Raw genomic sequence first — 22,275 nt, forward strand, 5'->3', positions numbered from 1 at the left:
TTAATACACCATTTTCAAGCGTTCTTTTAAAAAGCTTTCAAGATTTAAATAATCTTCTAAATTTATATCATCATATCCATTAATATACACATTTTCATTTTGTGTTTTTCTTAAAAAATCTAAAACTTCATCATCGCAATTTACTATATAAAAACAATCTTCGCACTCATAAAGTTTATCTTTTAAAATCATTTTTAAGTCTTTGTCTAAAGTCTTACCATTTAGCAAGGCTAAATTTAAAGCTTTCTCATAAGGGCTTAAATTTTCATGATATTTTAAATTTAAAGTGTTTAATTCATCTTTTGTTAGTTCTGGTTTTTCTACAAGAGAAAATACTTTAAAGCCTAAATCTAAATTTTTATCCCTATTTTCTTTTAAAATTTTCTCACCCGCTCTTTTAACTCTTTCAATGGTTATATCGCTAATAACTGGGTTTTCGCTTCCTAGTTCATTTTTACAAAAATCATAAGCCACTTTGCTTTTATTCTCATCGATTTTTTCATCAAGTTGCACTAGAATAAATTTACGATTTCCATTATCTTCTGCGTTGAGTTCCATTACCGCTTGTGCTGTCGTGCCACTACCTGCAAAGAAGTCTAGGATAATATCATTTTGATTTGTATTTGCAAAAAATATTTCCTTTATTAATGTGGTTGGTTTTGGATTTTCAAAAACCAATTTGCCATTAAATATGCTTTCTATTTCTTCATTTCCATCTGAAGTCCAATGCCCACTAAATATGGAATACATTTTTGATAAATTATCATCTTGATAAGAGCAAATGAGATGAAATTTTGTATCTTTATATTGTTGTAAAAAATACTCGCCGCTGTCAATTTTTGATTTTATATCATTATATTTTTTCTCACTAATCATATTTTCTTTTAAAAAAATATCTAATTCTTCAAACATTAAATTTCTGTGATCGACAGTGTCTTTTGGATATAAATTTAAAATTTTTTTAATGGATTCATTATTGGTATATTTACCGTGGACTTTTCTTATCAAATCATTGTTAATTTCTGGTTTTTCTTTAAATTTAAAAAGTCCATTTAAATTTGTTTTATCTTTTGTATATATAAGCATATACTCATGTCCTTCGTAAAAATATTTTGCCTGTCCTCCACCTGATTTTTTTTGCCAAATAAAACATGAAATAAAATTCTCTTTCCCAAAAATCTCATCACAAAGAATCTTTAAATTTGCTTGTTCATTATCATCAATGCTTATAAATATCACTCCATCTTCTCTTAGTAAATCTCTAGCAAGTTTAAGGCGTGGTAGCATAAAGCCAAGCCATGTACTATGACTTCTGTCGCCTTTAGCATTGATAAAGAAATTTAAAATTTCACTTCCGATTTCTTCACCTTCTTCTGTGATTTCTAAAAGTCCAACTTCTATTAAAAGTTTTTTATGCTCTTTTACAAAATCATCATTATAAATAAATTTATCATTTTTAGTATTGTAAGGCGGATCGATATAAATCATTTTTATTTTTTCATAGTAAGCGGATTTTAAAAGTTTTAAGGCATGAAGATTATCCCCTTTTATGATAGCATTTTTAGTAGTTTCAAAGTTTTTGCTTAAACTCTTATGAAATTTTAATTCTTTAGTATTTGGAGTATCGTAAAGAGCATTTGCTAAAGCTTTGCCTGTGAAACTTAACTCATAACCTCTAATTTCTTTATTATTTAAGCCTAAAAGCATAGCAATAGCCTTTAAATCGACTTGTCCATCTTTTATGGTTTGTGGGAAATTTAGCTTTAAATACTCTAAAAGTTCATTTTTATTTTCTTTTGTATTGATTAAATTTTCTTTTTTGATTTTATTTATATCAAGCATTATTTTCCTTTAAAACTTCATTGATACAATGAATTAATTTTTGTTTATTTATCCTTGTGTTAAAAATAATTTTTATATTTTCATTTTTTAAATTCTCATCTAATTTTTGAAAAAACACTCTAGCATAATCTATCTTTTTTCTTTCATTTAATGCGATATCACTTTCTTTATCATAGCCTTTACTTTCGCATACAAAAAAGATTTTTTTACCCTTTTGATCTTCTAAAAAATAAGCAAAATCAGGTTCATAGTTTTTATAAGGTGTAGGGATGCTAAGTTTTGGTAATTTGGCAAAAACTTTTATCGTTTTAGTTTCGATAATTTCATGATTTTCTTTGATGATTTCTTTTTCTATATTTGAATCATAAATCACACTTTCATAAAGATAATTTTTAGCCGGTTCTTCATCATCTTTGTAACGCCCTAATTTTTGCATAGCGATACTTTCTTTAAATTCACCATTTTCTATCAAATTTTCATAAGAATTTGAAAAAGTATGAAGAGAAAATTTATAATTTATAGAGTGTAATAAACTATGATGAATTTTATCTTTGATGATGTTTTTTAGGCTATTAAAAGCTTTTTTTGGAGAGTTTTCAAATTTAGTTTTATCAAGTTTTTCATAAATTTTTAGCAAAAATACTAAAGGAAATTTTTCATCTTTACTGAAATTTAAAAGCAAATTTTGTATTTCTTGGTAAAGGCTTTTTTTATAATCAATTTCTTCCAAGGTTTTAATTTCTTCAGTGATGATAGAATTTTGCTTAGCGTCAAAAAGTTTTCTTTCATAATACACGCGTTCTTTTTCTATATTTAAAGCATTAAAAGCTAGTATAACTTCATCTATAATATTTTGTTCGTTTATGTTTTGATAAATTATTTGTGCTTTTTTATTAATTTTTTCCCAAAGCTCTTTAAAATCTTTGGCTAAATGCGTTCTTATTTTGACCTTATTATCTTGATTTTTAGCATTGATGATTTGCTCATGAGTGTTGTTTGAATTTTCTTTAAATATATTTAAGAATTTATCAAATTTATCGCCTAAAAGTTCTTTAAACTCTTCATTATCCTTTATACTTTCATATATAGGAGATAAGATTTTATAATTACTTTGTTCTTTATTGTAAGAAATTAATTTTGATTTTTTTAAAAGATAAATTAAATCATTAGCTAAATCTACATTTAATAAATTCTCAAGAAAGTTTTTTTCTAGTGTTTGGCTATCAAATCTAAAGCTAGAATCTAAAACTTCTTTTTGTAAATTTTCTATATAATGAACTTCTCTTGCACTCACTAAAATATCAAGATAATTAATATCATAAAATTGATTGTCATCAAAATCTAAATAATTATGCGTAATTCTCTTGCCTTTATTATTAACACAAAGTCTTAAACCACGCCCCACTTGTTGATGAATGCTAATTTGAGAAGAAGAATTTGAAAGTTTGGTTAAAGTAAAAATATTTGGATTATCCCAGCCTTCTTGCAAAGCCCAAACGCTGAAAATAAAACGCAAAGAAGTATCAAAAGAAAGTAATTTTTCTTTTTCTTCTAAAATAAGCTTTACTCCATTAGCTTCTTTTTCATCAGGACTTCCTTTATCACCACTAAAATAGCCTTGATGAACTCTTAAATTTCCCGCTTCATCAAAGTCTTTTTCTAAATATTCTTTGTATCGAACATCTAAATTTAGCTTTAAAATTTCCTTGCGTTTTTCTTTGTAAAGTTCTTCAAAAGTATTTTTAATAAAAGGACTTTCGCCCCTAAAATCTGTGATGTTCGGGATAAAAAACAAACTTAAAGCTTTGATACCTTTTTTAAAAAGTTTTTCTTCCTTTTCAAAATGCAAGTCAATCGCTTTTTTTAAAAGTTCTTTAATTTCATCATTGTTTAAAACATAACTTTCTTTTTTCTCGATAATAGTTTCATCATTAAAATAAGCTTTATTATCCTTTACTTGCGTTAAAATGGCATTATTTAAAAGAGAAAAACTATCTTGTAACTTTATTGTTTCTTCTCTTTCTATGCCATTTAAAGTATAGGTAAAAATTGCTTTTTTATTTTTATACTCTTTAAGAAAAATATTGTTTGTATTTACTCCTAAAGTATGTACTTTGACTTGTTTTACAAGATATTCTTTAAAAGCAGATATGGAGTCAAGACAATAAATCATATTACTAAGCTCATAATCTTTTTCTTTTGGAAAAGTTGCTCCAAAGCGAAAATAAAGTGAATTTATTTTTGAAAAATATTCATTAAAAGCCTTTCCTTTAAGCAAATGGGGCTCATCAATAATACTAATAGGTTTTAAATCTATGATATTTTCAAAAACGCTTTTGAATTCAGATAAACTTTTAAATAAACTTTCATTTTGTTGATTAAGCAAATTGGTTTTTTTATCAATAGCACTATTGGTTAAAACCAATACCGAAAGCTCATCTTTATTGTTAATGTAGTGATTAATAATAGCACTCTGACTCTTACCATCTGAGTAGTAATAGACTTTTAAATATTTTTGATATTCTGAATAAAAATAAATTTTTGTGAGTTCTATATTTTGTTTTACGCTTTCTAAAATTGCTTTTCTTGGAACAAAAATAATGAATTTATTTTGCTTAAATTGCCTATGAAGTTCAAATATCAAATTTAAATAAGTAAAAGTCTTACCTGTGCCCGTTTCCATTAAAATATCTAAATTTAATTTATCACTTATATTTTGCACTGGTAAAAAGGTGTTGTTATAAAATTCTTTCAAACATTCTTTTAAATTATCCTGTCTTTTAAAATCAAAATCTTTTAAAAGCGTGATAATATTATCTATGCACTTAACTTGATACTCTTGTTTTTCAAAAATCATTCACATTTTCCGATAAAATATTTTAAATATTTTATCTTATTTTGGCTTAATTAAAAGAAGTTATGCAAGAATACACGCTAAAAAGCGTGTATGAAGGTTTATTCTCTCCAGCCGTATTTTTTAAAAATTTCTTTAGCTTCCTTAGAACTTAAATAAGCAATAAAATCTTGTGTTTCTTTGCTCGCACCTTCTTTAGCTACCACATTAAAAGTTCTATAAACAACCAAATCTTTTTCTATAGCTACGGCAGTTCCTATGTCAGGATTGCTTTTTGACCAGTCAATCCAAGTGATCCAAGCATCGGCTTGATCTTGTGCGAAAAGCTTTCTTGCACTTCCACTATTTGGAACAAAGGCCACGATATTGTTTCTAAAATTTTGTATGGTTTTTATATCTTGAGTTCTACCTATCATATCTTCCCAAACTCCAGTTCCAGAAGTATTGCTCTTTCCAGCACCTTCAGGCACAACGATTCTTACTTTTTTATTAGCCAAATCTTTTAAACCTTTGATTTTTAAAGGATTATCTTTTTGAGTAAGTATGATGGCTTCTCTAAAATATAAAGGCTTGATTTTACTCACATTAAAATCTTTTCCAAAATCACTCGCTATAGCTAAAGCCGATTGATCTGAAGCGCCAAATAAAATATCTGCATCTTTTTTAGCCTTTTCAAACCAAGTCGCTTGAGGGCCAAAATTTACATTTACTTTAACGCCTGTTTTTTCGCTATATTTGTTTGCTATATCTTTTAAGGCCGTGTGTGGGCCACCTGGTCCGTAAAGGTCTACATCTGCATTTGCCATACTAAAAGCTAAGGCACATGCACCAAATAAAGTAATAATTTTTTTCATAGTATTTCCTTTTATGATAAATTTTTATTGATTGAAGGTAAGATTTTAGAAATTATATGTTAATAAATAGTTATAATGTAACAAAAATATTATTAAAATCTAACTTTTGCTTGGTATTTTTGCAAGCAAAAGTTAAAATTGTTATTGATGCTTCTTTTTAGCGCTAAAATAACATAAAGTAGAACAAAGTATACAAAGAATACAAGCACTAAGGAGCATGATAAGACCAGCATTCCAACTACCATAGTAATCCACAGCCCAACCTATGCTTTTGTTCCAAGTGAAGCGCCAACTACATAACTCATAAAGCCACGAAGTCCTACACAAGATCCTACTGCAAAAGCAGGAACGACTTCCATAGTTTGCACACTTGCTAAAAATTGTGGTATATAGACTAAACACCCCGCCATAGCTGCAAAGAAAATAACCATATAAAGATTATTTGAAGTAAAATATTCAATAATCATAAAGAAAATAATCACCATGGCGCCTATAGCAGGAGGCATTCTATAGCCTTTAAAAATTTTATCTGAAATATATCCTGCAAGTAAAGTAGAAGGTATAGCAGCCCATTCAAAAAGCCAAAAGGCAATACCCATTTGTTCTTTATTAAAGCCTTTTGTTTCTAGCAAGTAAATAGGAAGCCAAGAAATAAGCCCAAAACGCACCATATAAACAAAAGTATCCATCCAAGCCACATACTAAGCATTTTTGTTTTTAAGTACATAATGATAAAAAATTTCAAAACTGTTTAAATTTGGAGTTTCTATAGCTTTGATTTCTTCTGTTTTAATCCCTCGCATTTCATTGATTTCAGTAATATCAACCAAACCTTCATTTTTAGGACTTCCTTTAACTGCATAAAGCACATAAAGACTAATGATAACTGCACAAGCAGCAGGAACATAAACATGATTCATGTGCCAATATGTTTCGTTAAAATTTGCCATACTCACACCCAATAATGCTGCCAAAGCAAAACCTGAAAGCGAAACTATAGGAGCAACTATCCCGCCTCCTATATTATGTGAGATATTCCAAACGGCCGTGTAAATTCCCCGCTCTTTTTTAGGATACCAGTTTGCAAGAGTGATAAAAGAAGGACCTACCCCCATACCTTGAAAAACCCCAAGCGCGATAACAAAACCTACATAAGCGTAAAAGAATTTGAAAAACCAAGTAAAACATTTACAAGAGCACATAAAATAAGACCTAAAGCCATGTATTTTTTAGGATCAGCTTTATCGCTTATAACGCTCATTGCACCCTTGCTAATCCCGTAAGCTATAAGCATTGAGCCTGTGATTGTTCCGATGTCTGATTTACTGAGATTAAGTTGATTTTGTATAAATGGAGTTGAAAGAGTGATATTATTTCGCACAAGATAATATCCCATATATCCTATAAAAACCCCACTTAAACTCCAAGTTCTCATTTTGTAATATCTAGGTAAAATTTCCTAAAGAGGAAATTTAATAGCTTTTGCCTTAGGTTTGAAAAAATCAAACATATTTAAACCATCCTTACTAACTTTATATTTTTATAGTTTAAATAATGTTAATCGATATAAAATAAAAAAATAATTAAAAATAATACGAAATTTATATAATTTAAAAATTAAAATTTTATACTATGAAGCTTTAAAAAAATATGTTAAAATCCAGATTTTTATCTTTTGCAAGGAAGACAATGAAAGAAATTCTTATCACTAATGATGATGGTTATGAAAGCGAAGGACTTAAAAAACTCATTAAGATGTTAACAAAAGAATTTAAAGCCAAGATCACCATAGTAGCTCCTGCTAGTGAAAAATCAGCTTGTTCGCACTCTATAACCCTAACCAAACCTTTGCGTTTTGTTAAAGTGGGAAAAAGATTTTACAAACTTGATGATGGCACTCCAGCAGATTGTGTTTATCTTGCTTTGCATGCTTTATACAAAAAGCGTTTGCCTGATCTTGTAATAAGTGGGATTAATAAAGGTGCTAATGTAGGCGAGGATATTACCTACTCAGGAACTTGCGCAGGAGCTATGGAGGCGGTTTTACAAGGAATTCCTGCTATCGCTCTTTCTCAATTTTATAAGAAAAGTGAAAAAGAGCTTGATTTTAAAAATGCTTTAAAAGTTACTAAAAAAATCGTTCAAAATATCTTTGATAAAGGCTTTCCTTTAGGAAAAAAAGAATTTTTAAATATCAATTTTCCTGCAAAATCAAAAATCAAAGGCATTAAAATTTGTAAAGCAGGCAAAAGGGTTTATAATTTTGAAGCCCATTCAAATGTCAATCCGAGAGGAGTAGAGTACTATTGGCTTGCAGCGGCGAATTTAGACTTTGAAGATGAGAAAAATAGCGATATTGCCTTACTTAAAAAAGGCTACGCTACAATAACACCTATAATGCTGGATCTTACAGCTTATGAAAGAATGAAAAAAGTTAAAAAATGGTTAAAGGCAAATGATGAATGATAGATTTACACGTATAAAATGGCTAGTTGGAGAAGAAAAATTTCAAAAAATTTCACAAACAAAAGTTTTGGTTTGCGGACTTGGTGGAGTGGGTGGAATTTGCGTTGATGCGCTTTATCGTAGCGGTTTTCAAAATCTTACTTTAATCGATGCGGATAAATTTGAAATCACCAATCAAAACCGCCAAATTCATAGTGAAAATTTAGGCGAAGAAAAAGCTAAGGTTTTTGCTAGAATTTACAATGTTAAGGGTATAGTAAGTAAAATAGACAATGAATTTTTAGCAAATTTTGATTTAAGTGAATTTGATTTAATCATCGATGCAATTGATGATATCCCTGCAAAAGTAGCACTTGCCAATTTGATCGATTTTAAGCGTCAAATTTTTATCTCTTCTACAGGTGGGGCTAGAAAGCTTGATCCTACGCGTATAAAAACTACAAGTATATTTAAAACCCACGGAGATGCTTTAGCAAAAAAATTTCGTTACGAGCTTAGAAAATCAGGTTTTAAAGGAAATTTTGATGTGGTTTTTTCAGATGAGGAAGCGCATTGTAAAGATCTTGGATCTTTCATGGGTGTGACTGCATCTTTTGGTTTAGCTTTAGCAAGTTTAGCATTAAGAAAAGTTCTTGCTAGATAAGATTGAAATTTAAATATTTATCTTAGATAAATTCATTTATCTAAGATAGAAAAAATTACAAAAATAGTTAGATATTAGAAAATAGCTCCGTGTTTTTCATAATTTGTTATTTTTGTAGCAGTGTTATTTTCATCTACAAAGACAACTTTTGGTTTAAATGTTTTTGCTTCTTCTTCGTTAAAATCAGCATAAGACATAATGATCACTTTATCTCCTACTTCAGCAAGACGAGCCGCAGCGCCATTTAAGCATACAACCCCTTCTTCTTGTGTAGCGATGGTGTAGGTTTCAAATCTAGCGCCATTATTGACATTGACTACTTGGACTTTTTCGTATTCTAAAATTCCACTCGCTTGCAATAATTTTTCATCTATACTTATACTTCCTACATAATCAAGCCTAGCTTCTGTTACGTTTGCACGGTGTATTTTTGATTTGAGTAAAGTAATGTTCATTTTAATCCTTGTACTAAAAAATTATCAATGAGTCTTGTTTTTCCAACAAAAGCAGCCACTGCTCCTAAAACATTATCGGCGATATTTTTAATATTTTCCATAGTGTTAAAATCAACTAATTCTATATAATCGATTTTGATTAATTTTTCTTTTTCTAAAATATCTTTCATAGCTTGGATAATTTTGGAAGTATCTTTTTCTCCTTCTTGGACTAATTTTTCAGCTAAAAAAATGCTTTGAGATATAGCTAGTGACGCTTTTCTTTCTTCTTCGCTAAGATATACATTTCTAGAGCTTTTAGCTAAGCCATCTTCTTCTCTAATGATAGGACAAATTTGAATTTTTAAATCAAAATTTAAATCATCAACCATATGTCTAACGACTACGCATTGCTGCGCGTCTTTTTGCCCCATATAGACTATATCAGGGTTTAGGATATTAAAAAATTTAGCCAAAACTGTGCAAACGCCTCTAAAATGCCCCAGTCTTTTAGCTCCACAAAGCTTATCCGTGATCGTGTTCATATCCACATAGGTGCTAAAATTCTTAAGATACATTTGAGCTGCATCGGGGATAAAAACCATATCAACGCCATTATCTTGACACATTTTAATGTCGCGTTCTAAATCTCTTGGATAACTAGAAAAATCTTCATTAGGGCCAAATTGCATAGGATTTACAAAGATACTTACTATGACTTTATCTTGTGTTTTGGCATTTTTGACTAAACTTAAATGCCCATCGTGTAAAAAGCCCATGGTTGGAACATAGCCTATGCTAAGGTTATGTGATTTCCAATTTTTTACAATTTGTTTTGCTTCTTTGATAGAAGTAATGACTTCCATATTTGTATCCTTAGTATAATTTATCTAATAATTCATCATCTAAATAATCAAAGCTGTGCTCTTCGGAAGGAAAAATACCGCTTTTAACTTCATCTCTATATTTTTCAACTCCTACTTGAGGGTCAATTTTATCAAAATGCTTTACAAATTTTGCTTTAAAATCTTTATTTAAACCTAAAAGATCATGATAAACTAAAACTTGTCCATCGCAGTATTTACCTGAACCTATGCCGATTGTTGGAATTTCTAAAATAGAGCTTATTTTTTGTGCTAATTTTACAGGTACGCATTCTAAAACCAACATACAAGCACCCGCATCTTGCACAGCTTTTGCATCATCTATGATTTTTTGAGCCGATTGTAAATCTTTACCTTGAACTCTATATCCACCTAGCATATTTACAGCTTGTGGGGTTAGTCCTAGGTGAGCAACGACGGGTATTCCTGATTGGGAAATTAATTTAATCTTGCTTGCGATTTCTATACCCCCTTCCACTTTTACCCCATTTGCATGGCTTTCTTTGATAAATCTTGAGGCATTTAAGATAGCGTCACGATCCGAGCTTTGATAAGACATGAAAGGCATATCCGCAAGTACGAAAGACTTTTTAGCTCCGCGAGAAACAGCTTTGGTAAAGATCAACATTTCATCCATGGTCACACTTAAAGTATCTTGCATGCCAAGCACTGTCATAGCTAATGAATCTCCAACCAATATGATATCTATATCGCAATTATCTAGAATTTTTGCACTATGGTAGTCATAGGCACTTACCATGGTTATTTTTTCATTTTTACCTTTTTTTTCCAAAAAACTAAGAATACTTTTTCTCATTTAAAATACCTCGTTTAGCTATAAAATAGTAAGCAAAAAACTAGCATATAAATTTTCATAAATAGTAAATAAACGATAAAACAAAATATATTTAATTAATGGATTGTTTTAATGGTTACAATTTTGGAAAATTTCTATAGAAAAATTAAATTTTTACTTTTGTTTATCAAGTTTTCCTACGATGATAGGGTTAAAGGCTTTTATGGATAGTAAAAGCGTATCGCCGATTTTTACATTTTTATAAGTTCTTAAAAATTCTTCTTCGCTAAGTGTGATTTTAACGATATCTTGATTTAAAAGTAGGGTAAAAATCATCAAAATATCACTTTTTTTAATCTCAAGCAAAGTTGCACTTAAACGCAGTTTCGCACTTAAATTTGATGAGGTAAAAAATTCATTTGTTCTTGCATCTTTGATGATTTTTCCATCACTAAGCTCTAAAATTCTATGACTTAATTTGTAAATTTCAGCCAAATCGTGACTTACCAATAAAGTAGTGATTTTAAAATGTTGTAAAATTTTCACAAGCTCATCTTGCAAAAAAGATCGCATTTTAAAGTCTAATGCACTCAAAGGCTCATCTAAAAGTAAAATTTGCGGTTCTCTCGCTAAAGCCCTTGCTAAAGCCACTCTTTGTGCTTGTCCACCGCTTAAATTTTTGGGATAAATTTTGGCTAAATTTTCTAAATTCATTAAGCTTAAAAGCTCTTCTACTTTTTGTTTTGAAGTCGCAGCGTAAGAAATGTTTTCTTTTACGCTCATATTTGGAAAAAGAGCATAATCTTGAAAAACAAAGCCGATTTTTCTTTTTTGTATGGCTAAATTGATATTTTTTTGGGTATCAAGCCAAAGCTCATCTCCTACTTCTATGCGCCCAAATTCAGGTTTTATAAGTCCTGCAATGATTTTAAGTAGAGTCGTTTTTCCCACACCGCTTTCTCCAAAAATAGCAGTGATTTCATTTGCTTTTAGGCAAGTGTTTAATTCTAGTTGCTTCTTGCCTTTTGCTGTGTTAATGGGAAGTTTTATATCGATTTTTATCATAAAATTGGCCTATAGAGCGATTTTTTTGTTCACAAAATAAAGACTTAAGAGTATGGCAAAAGAAATCGCAAATAAAGTAAAAGCGTATTGATGTGCTAAGGTATAGTTTAAAACTTCAAGCTCATCATAAATAGCAATACTTGCGACCAAAGTTTCACCTTTTTTGTGTCCACCTATCATCATCACCACTCCAAATTCACCAATGGTGTGTGCAAAACTCATCGCGCAAGCACTAAAAATCCCTACTTTAGAATTGGGTAAAATCACTCTAAAAAGTGTATAAATTTTACCCTTTCCTAGAGCATAAGAAGCATCAAGTAGGTTTTGATTGATTGATGAAAAAGCACTTTGTAAAGGATTTACCATAAAGGGCAGAGAAAAAATCAAAGAAGCAAATACTAAACCTTCAAAGCTAAAAACCAAAGAAAGGTTAAAATATTCTTTTAAAAATTGTCCTAAAAAGCTGTTTTGTGAAAAGCTTATGAGTAAATAAAATCCCAAAACACTTGGAGGCAAAACCAAGGGCAAAGCTACAAAGGTTTGCACCAAGCTTTTAAAAGGAAATTTCACAAAGCTTAAAAGATAGGCTAAAAATACTCCGATGAAAAAGAGTATAAAGGTAGTGATAAATGCAAGTTTAAAGGTAAGATAAAGGGTTTGTAAAAAATCATTATCCATAAATAGCCTTTAAAATGATATCGTTTTCCTTGACAAAGCAAAGCCATTCTTGTCCTTCTTCGAGCTTAAGCTCTAAGGCTTTTTCTTTAGCGATAATGCTAGAAATTTCATCACCCTCAAAATCAAAAAAGATATGATATAGAATTTTGCCCTTTTTAATACTTTTAATCCTTGCTAGAAATGAATTTTCCACACTTAAAATAGAATGAGGCAAGGCAAAGCCAAGTTCGTGTTCTTTAAAAAGCACTTGAATTTTTGTACCTATTTTAAGATCTTGCAAAGAATGAAGATCAAGCATTAAAACTTTAAAAATATGCTCTTTAATACTGATCTTAACGATGACAATCTCACCCTCATTTAAAAGCTCTATAATCTTGCCATTTAAGATATTCAAGGTGTGTCAAATCCGTATTTTTTAAAGATTTCTTTTGCTTTTTGTGAGCTGATAAAATCGCTAAATTCAAAGGCTAATTTTTTATCTTTAGCGTATCTTGTGATGACATAGCTTTGTTTTAAAGGGGTGAAGTATTTTTGATCGATTAAAATAGCTTTGCCCTTAGGATGATTGATAGAAGATACTAAAGAATAAGCCACAATACCCAAATCCGCATTATTGCTATCGACATGTAAAACGGGCACGGAGATATTTTCACCTAAAACAATTTTATCTTCAAAGAGTTTGTCTAATTTTAAATTTTCAAGTACTTCTTTAGCAACTACTCCATAAGGAGCAACTTTTGGATTTGCAAGGCTTAGGTGATGAATTTTATTTGCTTTATCTTTTAGCTTTTCTATCCCACCTTCAAGTAAGCTTTCATCTAAGCTATATAAGGCTAAGATACCTAAAACATAAACTTTTGGTTTATCTAAAGCGTTTTGATCCTCATAAATTGCTTGCGCGTATTTTGTATCGGCTGAAAAAAATAGATCAAATTCTCTCCCTTGTTTCAAAAGTTGATAATACTTTCCCGAAGCACCAAAAACAAGATCTATATTGTCATTAGGGTGTGATTTTAAAAATTCATTTTTGACTTCTTCCATAGCTTTTGAAGCTGAAGAAGCTACGAAAACACTTAAATTTTGTGCATTTAAATTTAAGGATAAAAACAACACTATAAAAATTAACACAAGCTTTTTCACTGCACTTTCCTTTGTAGATAATCTTGATTTTTTGTATTATAACATAAGAAATTTTATTTTGTATCTTTTTTGCATAAAATAAAAATAGGATGATAAGTGAGTTTATTTTGGAATTTTTCTTCAAATTCTTTTAAGAATTGCTTGTTTAAGCGATAAAATCCCAAAGAATTTACCCCGCTTAATTTCAAATGCTTAAAAACCTCTAAAGCGTTTTGAAATTCCAAATTTACAATTTCTTCAGTGATTTTAATATCAGAAAAATAGGGTTTAAAAATTTGTTCAAGTTCTTTTGTGCTAAAATATTTTAAACCCAAGCCTGTGCTTTGTTTGATCTCTTTTAAATTCATTTTTCCAAAAGTAGAAAGAAGTAAAATTCCTTTTTCATTTAACATATTTGCTAGTGTGGGCAAAACCTGCTTTAAATCAAGCCATTGCAAACTCGCATTAGAAGTGATAAGATCAAATTTTTGCTTGCTTAAAATCTGTGTAGCTAGGGTATTCATATCAAAAATTTCCACATTAAGATTGTCAGGATAATCCAAAATATCATTTTTTAGATATTCATCAAAAGTGATAATTTTTGAAAGTTTGTCGCTAAATTCGCCCCTACCACAACCAAATTCAAACACTTTTTTAAAATGCGAAATTTCTAAATTTTTTAAAATTTCACAAAGTTTTAAACCCATTAAATCTTGCACTTTTGCGTGTTTTTGATAATCTTTTGCTTTTAAAAAATTCAAATTTCATCCCAAGTTTTAAAATGAAAAAAAGCAAAATGTGGCTCATTTAGGAAAATAAGCTTTGAAAAAGTGTTTTTTAAAGCATTTTGAGGAAAAATTTCATCATTATTGCTTGAGTAAATTTTGTCCCAAATAAAGTTTTCATTACACTCTTTTGAGGCAAATTCGAAAAGTTTTTCAAGCTCGGTTTTTAAATCTTTTTCATCTTTAAAAATAAAGTTTTTTGCTTCATTTTTGCGCTCTTTAAATAAAGATTTTTTAAAAGCCGTGAGATCAAATTTTTTAATTTGCTTAGCAAAAATTGCAGGATGAATTCCTTTTAATTTATCTATGCCAAAAGGAGTGCCATTGATAGCTATTTTTTGCGAAAACTCTATATCTTTTAAAACTCTACTTGCTACGCAAACTCCCATAGAAAAAGCTATGAGAGTGATTTTAGAAAAAGACTTTAAATCAAATTTAAAGTCTAAATTTTCATAATCATAAACCAAAACTACATTTTTATCGCTTTTTAAATGTGCAAAATGGCTAGGATGTGAAGCTAAACCGCCAAATACTAAGATAAGTTCTTGTGAGTTTTCATTTTGAATTAAATTGCTTATTTTCATAAAAGTTCTATCACTTTCTTTAAATCTTCTTTACTAAGTCCTGCATGCAAAGAAAAACGAATTCTAGCTGTATTTTTAGGCACCGTAGGTTCTTTTATAGCGGGTGCAAAAATGCCATTTGTTTCAAGTTTTTTTGCTAATTCTATAGTCTTTTGATTTTCTCCCAAAACCAAGGAGATGATGTAAGCATCGCCTAAAATTTGATGATTTTTTTCTATGAGTTGATTTTTAAAAAAGTTGCCTATGATTTGTAATTTTTCTCTTTTTTCTTTTAGCTCGCTCATTTTTTCAAAAATAAATTTTGTCCAAGCTATATTGATAGGAGGCAGCGCTGTAGAATAAATAAAAGCTCTAGCTTTGTTGATAAAAAAGCTTTTATAAAGATTATTACAAATCATGCAAGCACCCATAGAAGCAAGAGCCTTGCCAAAGGTAAAAACTATAAAATCAACCTTTTCTTCCAAATTTAAAGCTTTAACAAGTCCCAAGCCCTCCTCATCAAAGCAACCCACGCTGTGCGCTTCATCGATATAAAGTTTGATTTTAGGGTATTTTTCTTTAAAGGCGATGAGTGTATTAAAATCAGAAAAATCACCATCCATGCTAAATAATGCTTCGCTTAAAATGATGATATTTTCATAATGATCATAATGTTTTTGAATTAAATTTTCTAAATGATTCATATCGTTATGATGAAAGCGAAAAAATTTTGCTCCGCCAAGTTTTAGTCCATCAATCATACTTGCATGGATGAATTTATCTACTAAAAAAAGTGTATTTGGAATGCTCACAAGTGCAGCTATACAAGAGATATTAAGATGATAACCGCTGTTAAAATGTAAGATTTCTTTTTCTTTAAATTTGGATTTTAAAAAGCTTTCTAATTCCTCATAAATTGTAAAATTTCCACTCAAGCTCCTTGAACTTGAGCTTGAAAAAAATAAGTCTTGTTCTTTGACATTATCTAAAAATTCATCTTTTAAAGATTTGCAAGAGCTTAAATTTAAATAATCATTCCCCGCTAAATTTAAAAGCTTTTTACCCTCTTTAAAAACAAAATTTCCTTCATGTTTGAGGCTTGTAAGTTTTCTAAGATTGTGATTTTTTTCAAGGGCTTCTAAGATATTTTCAAGGCTCATTTTTTTCCTAAAATTCAGAAATTTAAAGTATTATTTTGCCAAAATATATTTAAAAAAGAAGTTATAATGCAAAATGAAATTTTAAAAAAACTCGATTTAGAGCATATTTGGCACCCTTGTACGCAAATGAAAGATCATGAAAATTTGCCACTCATTCCTATAAAAAGAGCTAAAGGAGTGTGGCTTTATGATTTTGATGATAAGGCTTATATGGACTGTGTGAGCTCGTGGTGGGTAAATCTTTTTGGGCATTGTAATGAAAAAATCGCAAATGCCATTAAAAAACAAGTTGATGAGCTAGAGCATGTGATTTTAGCAGGTTTTACACATGAGCCCATCATCAAGCTTTCTGCAAGACTTTGCGAAAAAGTAGGCAGGAATTTTAACAAATGTTTTTACGCAGATAATGGTTCAAGCGCTATTGAAGTCACACTTAAGATGAGCTTTCATTATCATTTAAATAAGGGAGTGAAAAAAAGTAAATTTTTATCTTTAAGTAATTCTTATCATGGTGAAACCTTAGGAGCCTTAAGTGTAGGAGATGTAGCACTTTATAAAGATACTTATAAGCCTTTACTTTTAGAGTGTTTAAGCACGCCTGTGCCACAAGGCAAAGACTACACTCAAGAGCTTGAAATTTTAAAAGATATTTTAGAAAAAAATGCAAGTGAAATTTGCGCTTTTATACTTGAACCTTTGGTGCAATGTGCGGGAAATATGCATATGTATGAAGCAGGGTTCATTGATGAGGCCATAAAGCTTTGCCATAAATTTGGAGTGCAAGTGATTTTTGATGAAATTGCAGTGGGCTTTGGACGCACAGGAACTTTGTTTGCCTTACATCAATGCAAACAAAGCCCCGATTTTATCTGCCTTTCAAAAGGGATAACGGGTGGATTTATGCCACTTTCTGTAGTGCTTACAAGAGATGAAATTTATAATGCTTTTTATGATACTTATGAAAGCCAAAAGGCTTTTTTACATTCTCATAGCTATACGGGAAATACCTTAGCTTGCGCGGCAGCAAATGCGGTTTTAGATATCTTTGAGGATGAAAATATTTTAGTAAAAAATCAAATTTTAAGCGAGTTTATCAAAAAAGAATTTTCAAGACTTGAAAAATTTGACTTTTTGGGTAATTTTAGAACTTGCGGGATGATCAGTGCTTTTGATATTTTAAGCACCAAGTATAAACGCGTAGGACTTTTTGTATTTCAAAAAGCCTTAGAAAAAGGTTTGCTTTTAAGACCTTTAGCAAATACGATTTATTTTATGCCTCCTTACATCATCACAAAAGAACAAATCGTTTATGTACTAGAGAGTTTAGAGCAGATTTTTAAGGAATTTTAAGTTGTAAAATTTCTTGCATTTGCTCTTTAAAATCTTTATTTAAAATGCTATTTTCATCAAAAAAATCAAGATTGATTATAGGAATTTTTGCATAATTTTTTATAAAATCATCTTGTAAGATATCTTTTTTACCCATCATTACAAGGGCTAAAAGATTGATATTTCTTTGCTTTAAAGCTTCAATGCTAAGCAAGATATGATTAATGCTTCCAAGATAGTATTTTGCTACCAAAATCGTAGGGTGTTTGAAAATATTCACAAAATCAATCATAGTGTAATTTTCATCCATAGGAGAAAAAAGCCCACCCGCAAGCTCAATAAGTAGGTTTTTGCTTTTTGGTAAAATGATATCTAAGGCTTTATAATCAAGCTTTTCTTTGATTTTTCCAAGATGAGGAGAAGCTGGAGTTTGCAAAAAAATACCTTCTTTAAAAATCTTTGTTTTTGGGCTAAATTTTGCAATAAACTCGCTATCTGTTGGAGTTCCTGCTTGAATGAGTTTAAAATAATCATAGTTAAAATTCGCACAAAAAGCTGCGCTAAAATGTGTTTTTCCTACATCAGTATGTATTCCACTTACATAAATTTGCACAAAAAATCCTCAAGAAAGAAATTTTAAACCCGCTGTACAAGTAATAATCACAGCGATTAAAAAAAGTTTCAAAAAACTTTTACTTTCTTTATAAAAAAGCACTCCTATCATTACCCCACCAGCGGTTCCAGCTCCTGTCCATATAGCATAAGCAACGCTCATAGCGATATTTTGCATACTTAAGCTTAAAAAAGTAAAAGAAAATCCAAAACACACTATCAAAGCTAAAAGGTAAAGCTTGTTTTTAGTGCTTATAAGTTCTTTCATGATCACCACGCCAAAAATTTCACAGGCAGTAGCTAAAAACAAATAAAACCATTCCATAGTTTAAGCTTCCTTGCTTACCCATTTAAGGGCTATAATACTTAAAAGTAAAATTGCTATAAGCACAAGTTTAATTATAGAAACAGCTTCGTTAAAAATAAACATTTCATTTAAAACCACCCCAATAGTGCCAATGCCTACAAAAACACTATAAGTAATACTTACTTCAAGTCTTTCACAAGCTTTTAAAAAGCAAGTAAAAGAAATACAAACCCCAATGGCTGTTAAAATATACTGCCAAATTTCTGTAGAATATTTAAGTCCACTTACCCAAAAGCATTCTATAATTCCACCTAAGATTATTAAAAACCAAGCTATATTAATATTGAATTTTTCATTCACATGAAGCCTTAAATTAACATAATATTTGTAAAACAAATTATATCTTAAAGAAATTAAAAGAAGCTATAAATTTACTTTTCCATAAGCCAAAATTAGATATAATCAAAGCTCATTTTTTAAGAAAGGACAAAAGATGTTAGAAGGCATCGTTAGAGAGAGTATCGGTAGAAAAGCTGCTAAAGCTTTAAAAAGAGATGGTTATCTAATCGCAAACATCTATGGAAAAGGATTAGAAAACATCAATGCCGCTTTTAAAGTAAATGAGTTTATTAAGGAAGTTCGTAAAAAAACTACTTTAATTTTTGATGTAAAAGTAGGTTCTCAAACTTTAAGCGTTGTAGTTGTGGATTATCAAAAAGATCCTGTAACTGCAGAACTTAAACATGTGGATTTAAAAGTTGCACAAAAAGGTGTGATTTCTAAATACATGGTTCCAGTTAAAATCACAGGAACAGCTATAGGTCTTAAAAATAAAGGTGTTTTAATCCAATCAAAAAGAAGATTAAAAGTAAAATGTGCAGCTGAAAATTTACCAAATTTTTTCGAACTTGATGTAAGTAAACTTGATGTGGGTGATGCTTTACTTGTTCGTGATATTGTAGTTCCTGCGGGAGTAACTATGATTGATGCTGATAGAGTAGCGGTTGTAGGTGTAGAAAAAGCTAGATGATTTTAGTCGTAGGGCTTGGCAATATAGGCGTAGAGTATGAAAATACCCGTCATAATGTCGGTTTTATGCTAATTGACTTGCTTTTAAAAGAAAGCAATTTTACAAATCTTACAAACTCTAAATTTAAAGGAGAACTTTTTAAAATAGGTTCTTCTTTACTTCTTCTTAAACCTAGTACTTATATGAATAATTCAGGACTTAGTGTAAAAGCAGTGAATGATTTTTATAAATGCGAAAGAATGATAGTTATCCATGATGATATAGATATAAATTTAGGAGCCTTGCGTTTTAAAAAAGGCGGTTCAAGTGGTGGACATAATGGGCTTAAAAGCATAGATACTTTATGTGGAAATGATTATGAAAGAGTGCGTATAGGAGTGGGAAAGGGTGAAAATGTGATTTCCCATGTTTTAGGTAAATTTAAACCCGAAGAAGAAATAACCTTAAGCAAAGTTTTAGAGCATACAAAAAAAGCTTTGCTTGAGCTTATTGAAAATGATGATTTGTCTGCTATATCATCTAAATACAGCCTAAAGGCTTAAGATGTGGATATTTTTTCGTTTTATTTCAGGGATTTATTTAAAAAATTTTTTTATTATATTTTTTTCTTTGCTTGGTTTTTATTGCGGTATTGATTTACTCTTAAATTTTAAAGATCTACCAAAAGCCGCAAATCTTGATTTGCTTTATGTTATGTTTTTATCTTTCTCGGCAGTGCCTTATGTATTACCCATTTCTTTGATTTTTGCTTTGGTAGTTTCTTTGATTTCTATGATCAGAGCAAATGAATTTGTAAGTCTTTATGCATTAGGACTGAGCAGAAATTATGTTATTTTATTTCCTTTTTTATGGGCTTTATTTTTTTGTTGTATTTATATAGGATTGAATTTTACTTCTTTTGCTTATGCAAATGATTATAAGAGAAATATTTTAAAAAATGGTACTATTATGAATCAAAGTGGAGAAGTGTTTTTGAAATTTAACAATAATTTTGTTTATATTTCAAAGATAAACAATGGACAAAATAGTGCTCAAAATATAAAAATTTTTAATATCAATGATTTAAATTTAAGCTCTTTTGTAAGTGCTAAAAACGCCTATTTTGAAGGTGAAAGTTGGATTTTGCGAGATGGTAATATTACATTATTACCTAAAAATTATGAACTTGCTAATGATGGTTTAAAGATACAAGATTTCTCCGAGCTTAAATCACTTGAGGGTTTTAAACCAAAGATTATAGAAGGGGTTGCTAGTAATAGTGATTATTCAATATCTGACGCACTTGAAAGTTTTGAGCTTTTTAAGGCGCAAAATGTCAATACAGATGCTCTTAAAATCAATCTTTATAAATTTGTTTTTACTCCTTTTTTTGCACCATTTTTAATACTTATTATGTATTATTTTTTTCCTGTAATAGCAAGATTTTTTAATCTTGCTATTGTAACTTTTGTAGCTTTTGTAGTGACTTTGATGATTTGGGGAGTCTTGTTTTTGCTTACTAGATTAAGCGAAAATAGTGTGATTGCAAGTGAAATTGGCATTGTAGTGCCTATTATAATTTTGGGTTGTTTAAGTGCTTATATGTATTATAAGCATCGATAAATTAAGCTTTGTGTAGTAAAATTATAAAAATTAAAGGTTAAATATGGATTATAAACAATTAAAACAAGAATTTAATACCCCTTTTTATATTTACAATTTTGATTTCATAAAAGAGCGTTTTTTAAATCTCAAAGAGGCTTTTAAGGCTAGAAAATCTCAAATTTTTTACGCTGTAAAAGCCAATTCAAATTTAAGTTTGTTGCAAATGCTTGCAAATTTAGATAGTGGATTTGATTGTGTGAGTATAGGCGAGGTAAAGCGTGCCTTAAAAGCAGGAGCAAAAGCTTATAAGATTATTTTTAGTGGAGTAGGAAAAACCAAAGAAGAGTTAAGACAAGCTTTAGAATATGATATTTTATATATTAACCTTGAAAGCGAAGCTGAAATGATGCTTTTAGAAAGTGTGGCTAAAGAACTTAATCTAAAGGCAAGAATCAGTATTCGTGTTAATCCAAATGTTGATGCAAAAACTCATCCTTATATTTCTACAGGATTAAATGAAAATAAATTTGGTGTCGAAATTGATATAGCAAGAAAAATGTATCTTTATGCAAAAAATTCATCTTTTTTAGAGCCTGTTGGAGTGCATTTTCATATAGGTTCGCAACTTTTAGATATTTCTCCCATTCATGAAGCAGCAGGCATCGTTGCAAAACTTGTAAGAGAGTTAAAAGCCTTGCAAATCGATCTTAAATTTTTTGATATAGGCGGTGGTTTGGGTGTGGCTTATGAAAAAGATGAGTGTGAATCTGATCTTTATGATTATGCACAAGGTATATTAGCACAACTTCATGGGCTTGATTTAACTATAGGAATGGAGCCTGGAAGGTATCTAGTTGCTAAAAGTGGAGAATTTGTTTGTTCAGTGCTTTATGAAAAACAAAATAAAACCAAGCGTTTTGTTGTAGTAGATGGAGCGATGAATGATCTTATACGCCCAAGTTTATACGAGGCTTATCATGAAATAATCTTACCTTATAATCAAGGCGAAGAGAGTTTATGTGATGTTGTAGGTGGAATTTGTGAGAGTGGGGACTTTTTTGCTAAAGCAAGGTCTTTGCCTAGCACTCAAAGTGATGATATAATGGTTATTAAAAATACTGGAGCTTATGGTTTTAGCATGAGTAGTAATTACAATACTCGTAATAAAGTTTGCGAATTAGCCCTTGAAGAAGGACAGGTAAGATTGATCCGTCAAAGAGAAAATTTTGAAGATCAAATCGCTTTAGAAGAGAAATTTTTAAAGGCTTAA

The 22,275-nt window shown here is 29.9% G+C and carries 26 protein-coding genes; 7 read left to right on the plus strand and 19 right to left on the minus strand.

Annotation, left to right across the window (positions count from 1 at the left end):
• The 6 genes from AJ889_RS07895 to AJ889_RS09815 form a co-directional block, all read right to left on the minus strand.
• On the minus strand, positions 1–1,842 hold the full coding sequence (locus tag AJ889_RS07895) for a site-specific DNA-methyltransferase (RefSeq protein ID WP_002879712.1): 1,842 nt from the start codon (positions 1,840–1,842) through the stop codon (positions 1–3).
• On the minus strand, positions 1,835–4,699 hold the full coding sequence (locus AJ889_RS07900) for a DEAD/DEAH box helicase family protein (RefSeq protein ID WP_002879714.1): 2,865 nt from the start codon (positions 4,697–4,699) through the stop codon (positions 1,835–1,837). The genes AJ889_RS07895 and AJ889_RS07900 overlap by 8 nt, the downstream gene beginning before the upstream one ends.
• A 98-nt stretch (positions 4,700–4,797) precedes the next feature.
• Positions 4,798–5,550 carry an AcfC family glycoprotein adhesin PEB3 gene (peb3, locus tag AJ889_RS07905; protein WP_070293361.1) on the minus strand — a complete coding sequence of 251 codons (753 nt, stop codon included), beginning with the start codon at positions 5,548–5,550 and terminating at the stop codon, positions 4,798–4,800.
• 263 nt (positions 5,551–5,813) lie between these two features.
• Positions 5,814–6,239: an MFS transporter gene (locus AJ889_RS09935; RefSeq protein WP_240373247.1), complete on the minus strand. Its 426-nt coding sequence runs from the start codon at positions 6,237–6,239 to the stop codon at positions 5,814–5,816.
• A gap of 12 nt (positions 6,240–6,251) precedes the next feature.
• Entirely contained in the window at positions 6,252–6,752 is a 501-nt protein-coding gene (locus tag AJ889_RS09940; RefSeq protein ID WP_020836970.1) for an MFS transporter, read from the minus strand.
• Entirely contained in the window at positions 6,698–6,985 is a 288-nt protein-coding gene (locus AJ889_RS09815; protein ID WP_020836971.1) for an MFS transporter, read from the minus strand. The genes AJ889_RS09940 and AJ889_RS09815 overlap by 55 nt, the downstream gene beginning before the upstream one ends.
• A 254-nt stretch (positions 6,986–7,239) precedes the next feature.
• Between AJ889_RS09815 and surE the strand changes: the two genes are divergently transcribed.
• Both surE and AJ889_RS07920 read left to right on the plus strand, forming a co-directional pair.
• The gene (surE, locus tag AJ889_RS07915) at positions 7,240–8,016 is read left to right on the plus strand and encodes a 5'/3'-nucleotidase SurE (protein ID WP_025006555.1); all 777 of its coding nucleotides are present in this window, start codon (positions 7,240–7,242) and stop codon (positions 8,014–8,016) included.
• Complete coding sequence (locus AJ889_RS07920) at positions 8,006–8,659, plus strand: ThiF family adenylyltransferase (RefSeq protein ID WP_011812701.1); 654 nt, start codon at positions 8,006–8,008, stop codon at positions 8,657–8,659. Before surE ends, AJ889_RS07920 begins: the two co-directional genes overlap by 11 nt.
• A gap of 74 nt (positions 8,660–8,733) precedes the next feature.
• On the opposite strand, the gene panD is transcribed toward AJ889_RS07920, so the two are convergent.
• From panD to AJ889_RS07970, 10 genes are all read right to left on the minus strand, one after another.
• Positions 8,734–9,114, minus strand: coding sequence for an aspartate 1-decarboxylase (gene panD / locus AJ889_RS07925; RefSeq protein ID WP_002854245.1), 381 nt, complete (start codon positions 9,112–9,114; stop codon positions 8,734–8,736).
• Positions 9,111–9,959, minus strand: a complete 849-nt coding sequence (gene panC / locus AJ889_RS07930) for a pantoate--beta-alanine ligase (RefSeq protein ID WP_002867741.1) — start codon at positions 9,957–9,959, stop codon at positions 9,111–9,113. The genes panD and panC overlap by 4 nt, the downstream gene beginning before the upstream one ends.
• Before the next feature lie 10 nt (positions 9,960–9,969).
• Positions 9,970–10,794 (minus strand): 3-methyl-2-oxobutanoate hydroxymethyltransferase, encoded by an 825-nt coding sequence (gene panB / locus AJ889_RS07935; protein ID WP_002854572.1) that lies wholly within the window; start codon positions 10,792–10,794, stop codon positions 9,970–9,972.
• A gap of 153 nt (positions 10,795–10,947) precedes the next feature.
• Positions 10,948–11,838, minus strand: a complete 891-nt coding sequence (locus AJ889_RS07940) for a sulfate/molybdate ABC transporter ATP-binding protein (protein ID WP_032584771.1) — start codon at positions 11,836–11,838, stop codon at positions 10,948–10,950.
• A 9-nt stretch (positions 11,839–11,847) separates the two neighbouring features.
• Positions 11,848–12,516, minus strand: coding sequence for a molybdate ABC transporter permease subunit (gene modB, locus AJ889_RS07945; RefSeq protein WP_002854336.1), 669 nt, complete (start codon positions 12,514–12,516; stop codon positions 11,848–11,850).
• Complete coding sequence (locus AJ889_RS07950; RefSeq protein ID WP_002787993.1) at positions 12,509–12,910, minus strand: molybdopterin-binding protein; 402 nt, start codon at positions 12,908–12,910, stop codon at positions 12,509–12,511. The genes modB and AJ889_RS07950 overlap by 8 nt, the downstream gene beginning before the upstream one ends.
• Positions 12,907–13,656 (minus strand): molybdate ABC transporter substrate-binding protein, encoded by a 750-nt coding sequence (gene modA, locus AJ889_RS07955; RefSeq protein ID WP_002934910.1) that lies wholly within the window; start codon positions 13,654–13,656, stop codon positions 12,907–12,909. The genes AJ889_RS07950 and modA overlap by 4 nt, the downstream gene beginning before the upstream one ends.
• Positions 13,657–13,709: 53 nt before the next feature.
• Positions 13,710–14,396 (minus strand): malonyl-ACP O-methyltransferase BioC, encoded by a 687-nt coding sequence (bioC, locus tag AJ889_RS07960; protein WP_002854349.1) that lies wholly within the window; start codon positions 14,394–14,396, stop codon positions 13,710–13,712.
• On the minus strand, positions 14,393–15,004 hold the full coding sequence (locus AJ889_RS07965; RefSeq protein WP_002934912.1) for a pimeloyl-ACP methyl esterase BioG family protein: 612 nt from the start codon (positions 15,002–15,004) through the stop codon (positions 14,393–14,395). The genes bioC and AJ889_RS07965 overlap by 4 nt, the downstream gene beginning before the upstream one ends.
• A complete protein-coding gene (locus tag AJ889_RS07970; RefSeq protein ID WP_002854666.1) occupies positions 15,001–16,143 on the minus strand; it encodes a pyridoxal phosphate-dependent aminotransferase family protein in 1,143 nt (380 codons plus the stop codon). The genes AJ889_RS07965 and AJ889_RS07970 overlap by 4 nt, the downstream gene beginning before the upstream one ends.
• Positions 16,144–16,209: 66 nt before the next feature.
• Between AJ889_RS07970 and AJ889_RS07975 the strand changes: the two genes are divergently transcribed.
• Complete coding sequence (locus AJ889_RS07975) at positions 16,210–17,493, plus strand: adenosylmethionine--8-amino-7-oxononanoate transaminase (RefSeq protein WP_032584768.1); 1,284 nt, start codon at positions 16,210–16,212, stop codon at positions 17,491–17,493.
• Here the strand turns inward: AJ889_RS07975 and AJ889_RS07980 are convergent.
• The 3 genes from AJ889_RS07980 to AJ889_RS07990 are packed head-to-tail and all read right to left on the minus strand — an operon-like array spanning position 17,480 to position 18,751.
• Positions 17,480–18,085, minus strand: coding sequence for a dethiobiotin synthase (locus AJ889_RS07980; RefSeq protein ID WP_002816248.1), 606 nt, complete (start codon positions 18,083–18,085; stop codon positions 17,480–17,482). The genes AJ889_RS07975 and AJ889_RS07980 overlap by 14 nt on opposite strands.
• Positions 18,086–18,094: 9 nt before the next feature.
• Complete coding sequence (locus AJ889_RS07985) at positions 18,095–18,409, minus strand: multidrug efflux SMR transporter (RefSeq protein ID WP_002859852.1); 315 nt, start codon at positions 18,407–18,409, stop codon at positions 18,095–18,097.
• Between the two features lie 3 nt (positions 18,410–18,412).
• Positions 18,413–18,751: a multidrug efflux SMR transporter gene (locus tag AJ889_RS07990; RefSeq protein WP_002783219.1), complete on the minus strand. Its 339-nt coding sequence runs from the start codon at positions 18,749–18,751 to the stop codon at positions 18,413–18,415.
• A gap of 133 nt (positions 18,752–18,884) precedes the next feature.
• Between AJ889_RS07990 and AJ889_RS07995 the strand changes: the two genes are divergently transcribed.
• Genes AJ889_RS07995 through lysA form a run of 4 tightly spaced genes read left to right on the plus strand, consistent with a single transcriptional unit; the run spans position 18,885 to position 22,275 of the window.
• Entirely contained in the window at positions 18,885–19,421 is a 537-nt protein-coding gene (locus AJ889_RS07995) for a 50S ribosomal protein L25/general stress protein Ctc (RefSeq protein ID WP_002791314.1), read from the plus strand.
• Positions 19,418–19,963 carry an aminoacyl-tRNA hydrolase gene (gene pth, locus AJ889_RS08000; protein WP_002854409.1) on the plus strand — a complete coding sequence of 182 codons (546 nt, stop codon included), beginning with the start codon at positions 19,418–19,420 and terminating at the stop codon, positions 19,961–19,963. Before AJ889_RS07995 ends, pth begins: the two co-directional genes overlap by 4 nt.
• Before the next feature lies 1 nt (position 19,964).
• A complete protein-coding gene (locus tag AJ889_RS08005; RefSeq protein WP_032584765.1) occupies positions 19,965–21,023 on the plus strand; it encodes an LptF/LptG family permease in 1,059 nt (352 codons plus the stop codon).
• Positions 21,024–21,066: 43 nt separating this feature from the next.
• Complete coding sequence (gene lysA, locus AJ889_RS08010) at positions 21,067–22,275, plus strand: diaminopimelate decarboxylase (RefSeq protein WP_002860313.1); 1,209 nt, start codon at positions 21,067–21,069, stop codon at positions 22,273–22,275.

This window comes from Campylobacter sp. BCW_6468 (genome assembly GCF_001762865.1).
GTDB classification, from domain to species: domain Bacteria; phylum Campylobacterota; class Campylobacteria; order Campylobacterales; family Campylobacteraceae; genus Campylobacter_D; species Campylobacter_D jejuni.